The sequence below is a fragment of the Desulfosarcina sp. genome (genome assembly GCF_041551955.1).
Lineage (GTDB): Bacteria > Desulfobacterota > Desulfobacteria > Desulfobacterales > Desulfosarcinaceae > Desulfosarcina.
In genome coordinates, this window is sequence record NZ_JBFELV010000124.1 from 1 (window position 1) to 12277 (window position 12277).

Annotated in this window: 15 protein-coding genes and 1 pseudogene; 10 read left to right on the top strand and 6 right to left on the bottom strand. The window is 57.0% G+C overall.

The window, feature by feature from the left end; all coding sequences use genetic code 11:
- Nucleotides 1-321, bottom strand: a pseudogene (locus ABYV26_RS11365) (hypothetical protein); the annotation flags it as partial.
- Between the two features lie 161 nt (nt 322-482).
- Between ABYV26_RS11365 and ABYV26_RS11370 the strand changes: the two are divergent.
- The 6 genes from ABYV26_RS11370 (at nt 483) to ABYV26_RS11395 (ending at nt 5018) form a co-directional block, all read left to right on the top strand.
- Nucleotides 483-779: an AF1514 family protein gene (locus tag ABYV26_RS11370; RefSeq protein WP_372681074.1), complete on the top strand. Its 297-nt coding sequence runs from the start codon at nt 483-485 to the stop codon at nt 777-779.
- Nucleotides 780-893: 114 nt separating this feature from the next.
- On the top strand, nt 894-1349 hold the full coding sequence (locus ABYV26_RS11375; protein WP_372681076.1) for a PaaI family thioesterase: 456 nt from the start codon (nt 894-896) through the stop codon (nt 1347-1349).
- Between the two features lie 8 nt (nt 1350-1357).
- Nucleotides 1358-2062 (top strand): methyltransferase, encoded by a 705-nt coding sequence (locus ABYV26_RS11380; RefSeq protein WP_372681078.1) that lies wholly within the window; start codon nt 1358-1360, stop codon nt 2060-2062.
- A gap of 6 nt (nt 2063-2068) precedes the next feature.
- Nucleotides 2069-3112, top strand: a complete 1044-nt coding sequence (locus tag ABYV26_RS11385; protein ID WP_372681080.1) for a helix-turn-helix transcriptional regulator — start codon at nt 2069-2071, stop codon at nt 3110-3112.
- Entirely contained in the window at nt 3109-4251 is a 1143-nt protein-coding gene (locus tag ABYV26_RS11390; RefSeq protein ID WP_372681082.1) for a methionine aminotransferase, read from the top strand. Before ABYV26_RS11385 ends, ABYV26_RS11390 begins: the two co-directional genes overlap by 4 nt.
- Nucleotides 4239-5018: an amidohydrolase gene (locus tag ABYV26_RS11395; RefSeq protein ID WP_372681083.1), complete on the top strand. Its 780-nt coding sequence runs from the start codon at nt 4239-4241 to the stop codon at nt 5016-5018. Before ABYV26_RS11390 ends, ABYV26_RS11395 begins: the two co-directional genes overlap by 13 nt.
- A 10-nt stretch (nt 5019-5028) precedes the next feature.
- On the opposite strand, the gene ABYV26_RS11400 is transcribed toward ABYV26_RS11395, so the two are convergent.
- The 5 genes from ABYV26_RS11400 to ABYV26_RS11420 all read right to left on the bottom strand — a co-directional run bounded on the left by ABYV26_RS11400 (nt 5029) and on the right by ABYV26_RS11420 (nt 7911).
- The gene (locus ABYV26_RS11400; protein ID WP_372681085.1) at nt 5029-5565 is read right to left on the bottom strand and encodes a PilZ domain-containing protein; all 537 of its coding nucleotides are present in this window, start codon (nt 5563-5565) and stop codon (nt 5029-5031) included.
- A 101-nt stretch (nt 5566-5666) separates the two neighbouring features.
- Nucleotides 5667-6410 carry a ribonuclease HI gene (gene rnhA, locus ABYV26_RS11405; protein WP_372681087.1) on the bottom strand — a complete coding sequence of 248 codons (744 nt, stop codon included), beginning with the start codon at nt 6408-6410 and terminating at the stop codon, nt 5667-5669.
- Between the two features lie 6 nt (nt 6411-6416).
- On the bottom strand, nt 6417-6605 hold the full coding sequence (locus tag ABYV26_RS11410) for a hypothetical protein (RefSeq protein ID WP_372681088.1): 189 nt from the start codon (nt 6603-6605) through the stop codon (nt 6417-6419).
- 35 nt (nt 6606-6640) lie between these two features.
- A complete protein-coding gene (locus ABYV26_RS11415) occupies nt 6641-7276 on the bottom strand; it encodes a hypothetical protein (protein WP_372681090.1) in 636 nt (211 codons plus the stop codon).
- Nucleotides 7277-7356: 80 nt separating this feature from the next.
- Entirely contained in the window at nt 7357-7911 is a 555-nt protein-coding gene (locus ABYV26_RS11420) for an N-acetyltransferase family protein (protein WP_372681092.1), read from the bottom strand.
- A 412-nt stretch (nt 7912-8323) separates the two neighbouring features.
- Between ABYV26_RS11420 and oah the strand changes: the two genes are divergently transcribed.
- From oah to ABYV26_RS11440, 4 genes are all read left to right on the top strand, one after another.
- Complete coding sequence (gene oah / locus ABYV26_RS11425; protein WP_372681094.1) at nt 8324-9457, top strand: 6-oxocyclohex-1-ene-1-carbonyl-CoA hydratase; 1134 nt, start codon at nt 8324-8326, stop codon at nt 9455-9457.
- Nucleotides 9458-9470: 13 nt separating this feature from the next.
- Nucleotides 9471-10220 (top strand): SDR family NAD(P)-dependent oxidoreductase, encoded by a 750-nt coding sequence (locus ABYV26_RS11430; protein WP_372681096.1) that lies wholly within the window; start codon nt 9471-9473, stop codon nt 10218-10220.
- A gap of 165 nt (nt 10221-10385) precedes the next feature.
- Complete coding sequence (locus ABYV26_RS11435; protein ID WP_372681098.1) at nt 10386-11552, top strand: acetyl-CoA acetyltransferase; 1167 nt, start codon at nt 10386-10388, stop codon at nt 11550-11552.
- 52 nt (nt 11553-11604) lie between these two features.
- A complete protein-coding gene (locus ABYV26_RS11440; RefSeq protein ID WP_372681099.1) occupies nt 11605-12036 on the top strand; it encodes a zinc ribbon domain-containing protein in 432 nt (143 codons plus the stop codon).
- The last annotated feature ends 241 nt before the right edge of the window (nt 12037-12277 follow it).

A 12277-nucleotide genomic window follows, 5' to 3' on the forward strand; every position in this document is an offset into this window, starting at 1 on the left:
AAACAACAGCGATTCCCCCCGTGCCATCCGGCCGGCCGGATGAATGTCGGGGATCAGCCGTGGCGTCTGCGTCAGCACCTGGGGGCGGCAAAAAGGGCAGCGCGCCGTCTGCCGGGCATCCGGTGGCGGCAAGGGCAGGCGCTCAACACCCGCCTCTTTTTCATTCACTCGGCTGAAGGCAATTCGACTGGTACGTCCGGAGATGGGGTTGACCCGAATTTGAATGGTTCGGTCGGCCAAATCGCCGGAAGGCTCCATCAACCGGGCCTGAACCGTCTTTATCGAGAACCAGCTGTCGGCAGGAACCGGTTTTTTTTTCACCGCATCCTCCTTGATGTCGGTATCCGTGAAACCAGCCTACCACATGGCGCAGGCCACTTCAAATCGATCCGGCCGGCTGTTTGACGGCTATTGATTTTTTTGTCAGCCCGTATTACATCCAAAGTTCATCTGCCCCTAACGCTCATCAAAAGGAGGTGAAAATGGCAAAAGCGCCATTGAAATACCAACTGATCAACCCGGTTAAAATCCGAACCGACGAACCCGATTTGGATTTTCCATCCGCCCAGTCCATGGCCGATGCAAAGGTAAAGTCACTGTGTCCGGACCCCATGCTGATCTCATGGTACGATGCCACCACCGGCGAATCGCACCCCAAGGTCGATTGCGGCGGTGCCGGAAAGCTGGGTTGGCTCAATTATGCCCAGTCCCGCAATTGTGACATGACGGTCGACATCAATGACGAACAGTTCGTTTTCATCTACCTGACGCAACCATAGTCCTACCGCCTCTGAATTCTTCGGCACGGAACCATTAAAGACTGACCATGCGCCCGTCATACTCCCTGTGAGATCTGACCCGGAACCGCTGTGTCCCATCGAGAAAGGAGCACCATGAGTGAAATCGCATTCCAGGACAACTATCCCGATGAACTAAGCCACTGCTATGGATGCGGACGACTCAATGCGGATGGTTTGCAATTAAAGAGCTATTGGGATGGTGATGAGACAGTCGCCCGATTCCGGCCGCGGCCTGTCCATATGGCTATCCCCGGCTATGTATATGGGGGTCTTTTGGCCTCTTTGATCGACTGCCACGGCACCGGTTCGGCATCGGCAGCCGCCGGACGCGCCCGGCCGGACGAGGCTCCGTTCCGATTTGTCACCGCATCGCTGCATGTCAACTACCTGCGTCCGACCCCGATCGATGCCGAACTGGAAATCCGCGGCGTGATCAAGGAATTGAAAGAAAAAAAGGTGGTCGTATCGGCAACGGTATCAGCCGAGGGAAAGCTGTGCGCCACAGGTGAGGTGGTGGCGGTCCGGATGCCGGAAAACATGCTCCGCTGAGACCCCACATGGCTACTAAAAAAACAAAGGAAGCCTCATCGAACATGTTCTCACTGGAGCACTTTCACCGGACCTACGACACCGTTACCACACCAGTGACGATCAACGGGCAAACTTACGGGTTGTTCACGCCCGCTTCCATCGACCGGTTCATCAATCCGGACGACGTGATGGATAATTTCCCTTTATGGGCCAAGATCTGGGAAGCCTCCGGTGTCCTGGCCGGCCACCTTGCAGGGATACCGCCGAACCCCGCGAAAAGCATACTGGAAATTGGATGCGGCCTGGGGATGGTGGGCATTGCCGCTGCCAGGGCAGGCCATCGCATCACCATGACCGAAAACAACCCCGACGCCCTCAATTTTGCCCGGGCCAACGCCCTGGCCAACGGCTGCCCGGAGATGGTCATCGAGCGGCTGGACTGGAACGCGCCGCAACTGGATGGTCGGTTCGACATGATTGTGGGATCCGAAACCGTCTACAAAGCCCGCGATATCGATGGCCTCGAAGCCATGTTCGACCGGTACCTGAATCCCGGAGGAACCATCATTCTGGCCGAAGGGGTGCGCCGCACCGGCGTTGACTTCTGGGATCGCATGCGCAGCCGCTACGAGGTCAAGGCCCGGCGGCAGACCCTTCGATCCGACCAGGGAACAATGCACATGGTTCTGTTCCGGTTGCAGCGCTACGCCGAACGGCAATTGGAAAACTGACCGCAAATGGCCAGAGGCGACCAACTCAGCCGGCAGTGGAAGATCATCCAGACCCTGGTTGCCTCCACCCAAGGTAAAACCGTTCCCGCCCTTGCCGACCGGCTGGGCTGCACCTCGCGGACCGTTTACCGGGATCTGGAGGCGCTTCAGGCCGGCGGATTTCCCATCACCACCGAAAATAGGGACAATCGCAGTTATTGGCACATCCTGAATCCCAGCCGCCAGCAGATTCCCCTGGCCTTCAGCATCCCTGAGCTGATGGCCCTGTACTTTGGCAAGGACATGCTCAAGACCTATCGGGGGACCGTTTTTCACGATGCCATCGATTCCCTATTGTCCAAGATCAAAGCCACCCTGCCGAGCGCATACATCGACTACCTGGACCGAATCCGTGACCGGGTGGATGCCGGCCCGGCCCCGAGGAAAGACTATACCCGCTTCGGCACCATCATCGCTGCATTGAACCGAGCGATCATCGACGAAAAAAAAATCCACATGGTCTACTTTTCCATGGGCCGGAAAAAGGAAAGCCGACGAACGGTACACCCCTACCGGTTGCGCCATGTTGACGACACCCTCTATCTGATCGGCTATTGCGCCCTGAGAAAAGGCGTCCGGACATTTGCGGTGGATCGCATCGAAACCGTGACGCCCAGCGATGATGGATTTCAGGTTCCCGCGGAATTCGACATGAAGGCCTTTTTGCAGGACAGTTTCGGCATATACCAGGGATCGCCGGTAAGGGTGAAGATTCGCTTCCTTCAATCAGTTGCCGGTTATATCCGCGAGCGCACCTGGCACCCGAGTCAACACCTGTCGGATCAGGCCGACGGCACGCTGATCTTCACCGCCACCGTGGCCGGCATCGAAGAGATCAGCCACTGGGTTCTGCGCTGGGGCGCCGGGGCCCAGGTGATAGCGCCGGCGGCACTTCGTCAGACCGTCGGTCGCCATGCGGCAGACATGGCTTCCCACTATCGGGACGCACCCGCCGATGAGGACCGGGAAACAGTCTCGCCACCCCCATCTCATGAGAGGCCGATCCAATGACGATCACGTCGAAACTGCCGGATGTGGGTACCACCATTTTTTCGGTCATGTCCACCCTGGCCGCCGAGCATGGGGCCGTCAACCTGTCCCAGGGGTTTCCCGATTTCGATACGCCTCCGGCACTGATCGATCGCGTCCTTGCACACATGCGGGCCGGCCGCAATCAGTACGCGCCCATGCAGGGGGTGGCTCGGCTCCGGGAGCGCATCGCCGCGAAGGTTGCCGATCTTTACGACAACCCGGTCGATCCGGACACGGAAGTCACCGTCACATCGGGGGCCACCGAGGCGCTGTTTGCAGCCATCACCGCAGTGGTCCGCCCGGGTGACGAGGTCGTGGTTTTCGAACCGGCCTTTGATGCTTATGTTCCAGCCATCCGTTTAAACGGCGGAACTCCGGTCTATCTTTCCATGAAGACGCCCGATTATCACATCGACTGGGATGAGGCCAGCGATGCCATCGGGGACAACACCCGGTTGATCCTCATCAACTCCCCGCACAACCCCACAGGCACCGTGCTTTCGTTGGCGGACATCGCAGCATTGAGGCAGATTGTGGCGGAACGGGACATCTTCATCATCTCTGATGAAGTCTACGAGCACATCATCTTTGACGGCCTGGCTCACCAAAGCGTATTGAGAGACCCGCTGCTGTACGCAAAAAGCTTCGTGGTCAGTTCATTCGGCAAGACTTACCACACCACCGGCTGGAAGATCGGTTACTGCGTGGCGCCGCCGCCCCTCACGCGAGAGCTTCAGCGGGTCCACCAATTTCTCACCTTTGCCTCGAATACGCCGATTCAATGGGCTTACGCCGATATTCTGGCGGACACATCCCTGTATCTCGGGCTGTCGGATTTCTACCAGAGGAAACGGGACCGGTTTCTCTCCCTGCTCGAAGGGTCCCGGTTCAAGCCCCTGGCCTGCCGGGGCACCTATTTTCAGATGATGGATTATTCAGCCATCTCTGACCTGGACGACGCGGCCTTTGCCCACCAGATGACAACGGCGCACAAAGTGGCGGCCATCCCGCCGTCGGCATTTTACCATGATCGACAGGACAACCGGGTGTTGCGGTTCTGCTTTGCCAAAAGAGACAAAACCCTGCAACAGGCCGCGGAGATATTATGCAGGATCTGAAAATTGCACTGATTCAATCGGACTTGGTATGGGAAGACCATGAGGCCAACCTGAACCGTTTCCATGAAACCATCGACCAGGTTGAACCAGGGGTTCATCTCATCGTGCTGCCCGAAATGTTTTCTACGGGGTTTTCCATGAACCCGGGCCGCCTGGCACAGCGCATGGACGGGCCGACGGTGGCATGGATGAGGGCGCGCTCACGTGAGCGCCAGGCGGACATTACAGGCAGCCTGATCATCGAAGAAATGGGGCATTTCTACAACCGCCTGATCTGGACCAAACCCGACGGCAGTCTGCAGTGGTACGACAAAAAACACCTCTTTCGCTTTGCCGGAGAGGAAAAGGTCTATCGCCCCGGTGGTGAGCATCTGCTGGTAACCTGCCACGAGTGGAAAATCCGTCCGTTTATCTGTTATGATCTCCGCTTTCCCATCTGGACCCGCAACCTCGACAATGCCTACGATGCAGCCATCTTCGTAGCCAACTGGCCTGAACGACGCGCCCCGCATTGGAACGCGCTGCTTAAAGCCCGGGCCATCGAAAACCAGTGCTATGTGGCCGGGGTGAATCGGGTGGGGGTGGACGGCAATGGCCACCGCTACCGCGGTGACACCTGTATTATCGACCCCATGGGACGGGTGGTCGCTCACATGACCCACAAGGAGGCGATCGTCAACGGTGTTTTTTCCGCCGCAATCCTTAAAGGCTATCGAAATGAATTTCCGGCCTGGATGGATGCCGATGGTAAGATGATCGTGAATTAATCCGGATTCTTTATTGGAAGAGGTAGCGGCCGAGCCGGCCGTAGTGGTCGGTGGTTTCAAAATCCAAGCCGACGATGTTGGACTGGATCCGCTGGACAATGCCCGTTTCATGGACCTGGGAGTGCTCCTCGTCATCCAGGGTGAACTCGATGGTCAGTTTGTCACCCACCTTGAACTCAGGCATGCTGTTGACCGAAAACTGAATGCCCGACTGGGAGATATTGCGTATTTTGATCAACCCTTTGATCGGGTTGCCGCTGCCGCCCTGAAATAAGAACATCCCCACTAGGTTCACCGACTTTCTAAAATGGCGTCGGCGCTCCAGCAGCACGCGATAATCGTTCCCACAACTGCATTTGCATTTGAGCCGAACCGCCGTCTGGAACTGGGAGAACTGGTTCAAGTCCCGGATGACCCCCTTTTTGCAGGCCGGACAGATAAATGTGCCTTCTCCCCGATCATTGATAAAAATCCGGTGTTCTTTCTCTTCAGTAGACACATCGGCTGGGGTTTGTGCATCTAAGTCATTTTTTACTTCGGGAACCATGAAGCGCTCCTGTTCCACCCTATCTATTTGGCATCTTATTATTCATATCGCCACCCAATGGATAAACTTGAAAAGGAATTTGTGGGGCAACCCAATAAAATTTACTTACAGGAGGTTGGGATAGACACGGTTTCATAACCGACATCCGGTGGCAGCTTCGCGCAGCTGGCCGCTTGGGTGGCCAACTGGTCGCATCGCTCGTTGCCGGGATTTCCCGCATGTCCTTTGACCCAGACCCAATGCACGTCATGCCGGACGCAAAGTGACAGCAGGCGTTCCCATAAATCGACGTTCAGGGCTTTTCCACCATTGCTCTTGCGCCAATTGTTGTGCTGCCATTTTTTTGCCCAGCCCTTGGTGATGCCATCCACCACGTAGCGGGAGTCACTGTAAAGGACGACGGCCGAGGGGGTCTCGAGTTGTTCGAGGCCGACAATGCAGGCCAACAGCTCCATGCGGTTGTTGGTGGTTTGACGAAAACCGCCGGAAAGTTCCCGGTTTTCCCCGGACGATGACATGACCACCCCATAGCCGCCGGGACCGGGGTTGCCCAAACTGGATCCGTCCGTGTAGATGATGATCCGGTCTGCAAGGCCGGCATCCGGTTTATCGATGGGGGTCTCGGTGTTTCGGGAATTTATTTTTCGTGACGGCTTTGGCCGTATGGGTTCGCCAGAACCCTGATCCCGGATAAACGCCTCTGCCTCCTCACGTGTCGAAAAGCCCTTGTACCGGGCGCCTTGAAAGCCGATCACCTGGTTCTGGGCACCGGCATCGCCGAACCACTCGGTGTAGATGCCCGGCCGCCTGCCGACGGCAACGGCGTAGTATTTTTGCTTGGCCATACCGATTTATCTTCTCCTCCCGCCGAAAAGCCAGATGGCCATCAACCCATAGATACAAAGAATGCCGACGCTGATCAGAAAGGCATATAGAATGGACCCCGACCAATGAGCCATGATCGGAAAGAAGAACGCGTTGACCATGGCAATGATCAGAATATGCACCAGCAGCGAGGGACCTGAGAAAGACATCGTCATTGACTACTCCTGACAAACGCGTGTGCCGGATCCAGTCAGGGGGAAATCCCGAAACGGAGCCACTTGAAATCCTGGCGAAGCTTATCTGGAACCTCGTTGCCGATGCGACCCATGAAGAGATTTTCGGGTTTCAGGCAGATGTTCGGTTCGTTGGTCTGAAGCTCGATGAACCCGTGGGGGTTGAACAGCCTGATGAGCATGTTGCGGTATTGTTGTGCGTTCATGCCCGAACCATCCAGATCCCAGGTCCATGAATACCCGACCATGTATGCAATCATCCGTTCGATCTTTGGGTGGGCCAGCATGAAACGGACCATGTCTCCCGCAATCTTGCAGGATCGAAGCATTCTGCTCACTTCCACCGCCTTGACTTCCATCATCATGCCCGGCCCCAGCTCCGTCCACCGTTCGTCGGCTTCCGGGTGGCTGAAAACTCCGAATCCCACGATATGCTGGCCTTCCGTCAGGGCCAGCACCACATTGGCATCCGTTTTGGCGGCATGCTTTTCAAGGGTTTCTCGTTTGGTGTAAATCGATTTATACTGGGCGTGGGTGCCGAACTGGTCGTCAAAACGGTAGGTTTGAATTTCATCGGGCGTGCAGAAAGACCGAATTTGTATCGGACCGGCAGGGGTGGACCGGACCATCTCCTTTTGCATGGGATCGTTCAAAAGCGCCTGTCTTCTCCAAGGTGAGTGGATGCCGTAAATGTCCGAATATCGATGACCACCGGACATAGACCTGCATACGGTTAGAAATCACTCCACTCCTTATGCAGTCGTTTGACCATGATCACCAGGTCCTGGCGGTTGCCCTGGATATCCTTCATGTATTCCTTCAGTTCGGCAAACTTGAAGAAATCGAACTTTTTTACGGCTTCGATGGCGCCGTCTTCGACGCCGGCGACCAGGTCTGCCCGCAGCATCTCCAAACCCTGGTCCATGGCCAATTGAATCAGGTCCAGCAGCAACCATGTCCCCAGCCGCATCTGACGGTATTCAGGAAGCACCACGATGCGAAACCGACCCACATGACTGGTGGCACCGAAACCACGCAGATACAGGCTTCCCTGTCCCACGACGGTATCATTGCACAACGCCAGGATGGAGCAGATGCTGCCCTTTTCCATGGCTTCGAACCACGTGTCCATGACCGCCTTGTCCATGACATCGTAATTCATAAACCAGCGGTCCGATTCGGGAATCCGGTGGTAGAAGGCTTCCAAAAGCGCCCGGTCTCCAGGTTCCACCGGGCGGATCACGGCCTCCACACACTCCTTCAGGACACACTCTTTCGGGTATCTCACGGTCTGGACCTCCTTCGACGGTGGTGTCAGTCGGCTCCGGAAAGATGAGAACCTATCGGTCCGGAACAGCGCTGTCAAGCTTGTCCTGCGCATCTCGCGACAATTCGAACGGCGATCAGTCCATCATGAAAACCGACGGCCGGAAGATGTCCGCAGGCCGGGCGATCATGGGAACCGCCTGTATTGAGAAGGATATCGAACAGGCTGGTTTTTTTTCTTGACTAACCATATTCGTAGCTAATATATAGCTAATATGTAACCTTTTATCAAATGAATTTTATCCATAATTTGATTTTTGTTCCAAAGCAGATGTCGTTCAACCTGTCCCCCGAACAATCCGTCCCGGTACGCCGGGAACAAAGAGATTCCTTAACCTGCGGCGTTCAAGCGAGCCGCCCAAAGGGAGGTAACGATGAGTGACCTGAGTTGGCTACCGAGAGAATCCGGTATCAAGAACCACCACCTGTGGAGCGAGGAACACTTTTCCAGTGACGCCCCCGGGGTCATGTTCGAAAAGCGCCCCATCCTGGACCCGTCGGGAAACCCGGTGGACGGTTTGTTCTCGGCCTGGATCATCCTGAACAACCCGAAGCAGTACAATTCCTATACCACGGAAATGGTCAAGGGCGTCATTGCCGGTTTTCATCGTGCTTCAGCAGACAGTTCAGTGGTGGCCGCAGTGTTCACGGCCATGGGCGACAAGTCCTTTTGTACGGGCGGCAATACCAAGGAATATGCCGAGTATTATGCAAAACGGCCCAACGAATACGGGCTATATATGGATCTTTTCAATGCCATGGTCGACGGCATCCTCGGCTGCAAGAAACCCACCATCTGCCGAGTCAACGGCATGCGGGTGGCAGGCGGCCAGGAGATCGGCATGGCCTGCGACCTGACCCTGTCCAGCGACCTGGCCATCTTCGGCCAGGCCGGCCCCAGGCACGGCAGTGCACCGGACGGCGGCAGCAGCGATTTTCTGCCTTGGATGCTGCCCATGGAACTGGCCATGTGGAACTGCATCTCCTGCGAGATGTGGAGTGCCTATAAAATGAAACGGCTGGGTTTGATCTCCAAATGTGTTCCCGTCATCAAGGATGGCGATGGATGGGTGCGCAACCCCGCCATTGAAACAGACAGCTACGTGGCCGACGGCGAGATCGTCTACGGTGAGTACAAGACCGGGGATGCGGCCAAGCAGGCCCGGGCCACCATCAAATCGGCCAAAACCGATTTCGAGTTGCTGGACAACGAAGTCAACCGGATTCTCTGGACCTATACCAACCTTTTTCCGGGGTGTCTGATCAAAAGCGTGGAGGGCATTCGCCTCAAAAAGAAGTTCTTCTGGGATCAGGCAAAAGTCATCAACCGCCACTGGCTGGCCGCCAACATGAACGGCGAAGCCTTCCTTGGATTCAACGCCTTCAACACGAAAAAGATTACCGGCAAGGACACCATCGACTTCATCGAGTACCGGCGCCGCCAGGCCGCCGGCGATGCCTTCGACGTAGAATTCATGGCTGCGGTGCTTGGCCGCCCAACGACATAAAGGAGAAACGCACATGCTGCTGGAAGGTAAACATGCCATCGTCACCGGCGGGTCCCAGGGGATCGGCACCGCCGCCAGCCTGGAGCTGGCCAAAGAGGGCGCCAACGTCTGCCTCACCTATCGACGCCATGAAGAAGAGGCCCGGGCCGTTGCGGACCAGATTGAACAAATGGGCCGCAAGGCCGTCTGCGTCGCCTGCGACATCGCCGTCTTCAGCGAGGCCGAGGCTGCAGTCAAGAAAGCCCAGGAGGCATTCGGCCGCATCGACATCCTGGTGAACAACGCCGGCATGAACTGGGACGGCGTCTGCTGGAAGATGACCGAAGAGCAGTGGGACCGGGTGATCGCCGTCAACCTGAAGGGCTATTTCAACTTCACCCGCCAGGTGGCCCCGATGCTGAAGGAACAGAAGTACGGCAAGATTATCAATGTCACCTCCATTAACGGCATGCGGGGCAAGTTCGGGCAGACCAACTACTCGGCCTCCAAGGCGGGCATCATCGGCTACACCAAGGCCGTGGCCAAGGAATTGGGCGCCTTCGGCGTCAATGTCAACGCCGTGGCCCCGGGCCTGATCGAAACCGCCATGCTCAAAGATTCCGAGGCCCGGGACAAGATCATCGACATGGCCATGGGCGAAATGGCCTTGAAGCGCATCGGCCAGCCCGAGGACCTGGCATCGGTCATCGCCTTCCTGGCATCCGACAAGGCCCGCCACATCACTGGCGAGGTGATCAAGGTGGACGGCGGGCAGTATATCTAGGTCGGAAGACCGATGACGGAAACCCCATGTCGGGCTGCGGATGGTGTGAACCATATCGCATTAAAACGATCCACCTTCAGCCTAAACACCTGATTCCATATTGCTTGATAGCACCATTGTTGGCCAAGCGATTGAACACAAAACCACTCACAGGGAGTCTCCTTTATGAATGATGTTGCCATTATCGGTGCAGGACAAAGCACCTTCGTGCGATTTTATCCGGGATCGGTCCGGGAACTGGCCTTCGAAGGCTTTTCCGATGCCCTGGGCCACGCCGGTATTTCCGCCGCGGACATCGACGCGTCGGTGGTCTGCTCGGCACCGGAATACGACCTGCAGCGCTCGCCGGCCGGGGTGTTCGCCGAATATTTGGGGCTCAACCCGGGCCCCACCTTTTATGTAGAGACCCTTTGCTCATCGGGCAGCACGGGTCTGAAGCTGGCCTACAGTCTGGTCAAATCGGGGCTGCACGACATCGTGGCCGTGGTCGGATTTCAGAAAATGTCGGAAATCTCCTCCGCCGAAACCCAGGAACGCATGGGCCGGGGTGCGGACATCCAATGGGAGAGCCCCTTCGGCACCATGATGCCCGCCTACTACGCCATGTATGCCCGGGCCCACATGGCGGCCTACGGCACCCGGCCCGAAGACTTGGCCGCCATCCGCGTCAAAGCCTCCACCTACGGCCAGCTCAACGACCGGGCCGTCTATCGCAAGGCCGTGACTGCCGAGATGTTCACGGACACGGAAAACATGATGAGCGGAACCGTGGCCTCTCCCTTACGGGTGGGAGACTGCTGCGCCAATGCCGACGGCAGTTCCTGCATCATCGTGGCCAGCGCCGAAAAAGCCAAATCCCTGTGCGACAAGCCCGTGTGGATCCGGGGCATCGGTTCGGCCTCCGCGCCGGTCAACCTGGCCGGCCGCGACCTGTTCAACGGGCTGAGCGTGGCGCGCCAGGCAGCCGCCCAGGCCTACCAGATGGCAGGCTTAGGTCCCAAAGATATCCACGTGGCCGAAGTCCACGACTGTTTTACGATTGCCGAGATGATGGCCTATGAAGACTTGGGCTTCGCCGGCCCCGGTGAAGGCCGTGACCTGATCAACGGCAAGGAGACCTATTTGGAAGGGAGCATACCGGTGAACGTGGACGGCGGGCTGCTCTCCAAAGGCCACCCCATCGGCGCCACCGGCGGCAGCCAGATCCGCACGATCGTGTTGCAGCTGCGCGGCGAAGCCGGTGAGATCCAGGTGCCCGATGCCGCCGTGGGCCTGGTCCATAATATCGGCGGTGTGGGACTTTACGGGAATGTGACCATTCTATCCAGATAATTCGGTCCCGGCCACCTCGGTGGACGGGCATGCGAGATAAGGAAAAACTGCCATGGGTAAGAAGGAAAAGGACGAACGGTTCAGAAAATTCGGCACAGTCAGTTTTACCGGCACCACACGGGTCAACGACTTCATCGACCGCCTGGACCAGGGCAAGATCAGCGGCACCCGTTGTATATCCTGCGGAAAAGTCTTCTTTCCGCCGCGGGCAGACTGCTGCACCTGCCGCTCATCGAAAATGGAATGGTTCGACGTCCAGGGGAAGGGAAAGCTGCTCACCTACAGCACCCTGGCTTTCGGTCCAAAAGGATTCGAAGGAGACCTGCCCTATACGATCGCCTTGGTGGATTTTGGTGACTACAAGGTATTCGGACGAATCGCCGGCGGCATCGAAGAATCCGAGCTGTCCATCGGCATGGCCTTGGCGGCCAGAGCCAACCCGCTGACCAACGGACGGGTCAACTACGTCTTTCACAAAGACTGACCATTTTTCCACTCACCCTCCCCCGCTGCATACAAGGGGGAGAGTACTACCGGTAAGGAAAAAAACATGTCACATCTAAAATTCATCAACCATGAAATCGTCGACGGCGTCGCCACCCTGATCTTTAACCGGCCCAAGCACAACGTGCTGGACATCGAAATGATGAACGAACTCAACGGGCAGTTGGAAACGCTGGCCGGTGATGGGTCGCTCAAATGTGTGGTCCTGGCGGCCGACGGCC

Bases quoted from the DNA above. Each gene is read 5' to 3' on its own strand.
- oah (WP_372681094.1), top strand. From the start codon at position 8,324: ATGAGTGACCTGAGTTGGCTACCGAGAGAATCCGGTATCAAGAACCAC.
- ABYV26_RS11430 (WP_372681096.1), top strand. From the start codon at position 9,471: ATGCTGCTGGAAGGTAAACATGCCATCGTCACCGGCGGGTCCCAGGGG.
- ABYV26_RS11380 (WP_372681078.1), top strand. From the start codon at position 1,358: ATGGCTACTAAAAAAACAAAGGAAGCCTCATCGAACATGTTCTCACTG.
- ABYV26_RS11385 (WP_372681080.1), top strand. From the start codon at position 2,069: ATGGCCAGAGGCGACCAACTCAGCCGGCAGTGGAAGATCATCCAGACC.
- ABYV26_RS11390 (WP_372681082.1), top strand. From the start codon at position 3,109: ATGACGATCACGTCGAAACTGCCGGATGTGGGTACCACCATTTTTTCG.
- ABYV26_RS11375 (WP_372681076.1), top strand. From the start codon at position 894: ATGAGTGAAATCGCATTCCAGGACAACTATCCCGATGAACTAAGCCAC.
- ABYV26_RS11410 (WP_372681088.1), bottom strand. From the start codon at position 6,605: ATGACGATGTCTTTCTCAGGTCCCTCGCTGCTGGTGCATATTCTGATC.
- ABYV26_RS11435 (WP_372681098.1), top strand. From the start codon at position 10,386: ATGAATGATGTTGCCATTATCGGTGCAGGACAAAGCACCTTCGTGCGA.
- ABYV26_RS11395 (WP_372681083.1), top strand. From the start codon at position 4,239: ATGCAGGATCTGAAAATTGCACTGATTCAATCGGACTTGGTATGGGAA.
- ABYV26_RS11370 (WP_372681074.1), top strand. From the start codon at position 483: ATGGCAAAAGCGCCATTGAAATACCAACTGATCAACCCGGTTAAAATC.
- ABYV26_RS11440 (WP_372681099.1), top strand. From the start codon at position 11,605: ATGGGTAAGAAGGAAAAGGACGAACGGTTCAGAAAATTCGGCACAGTC.
- rnhA (WP_372681087.1), bottom strand. From the start codon at position 6,410: ATGGCCAAGCAAAAATACTACGCCGTTGCCGTCGGCAGGCGGCCGGGC.
- ABYV26_RS11400 (WP_372681085.1), bottom strand. From the start codon at position 5,565: ATGGTTCCCGAAGTAAAAAATGACTTAGATGCACAAACCCCAGCCGAT.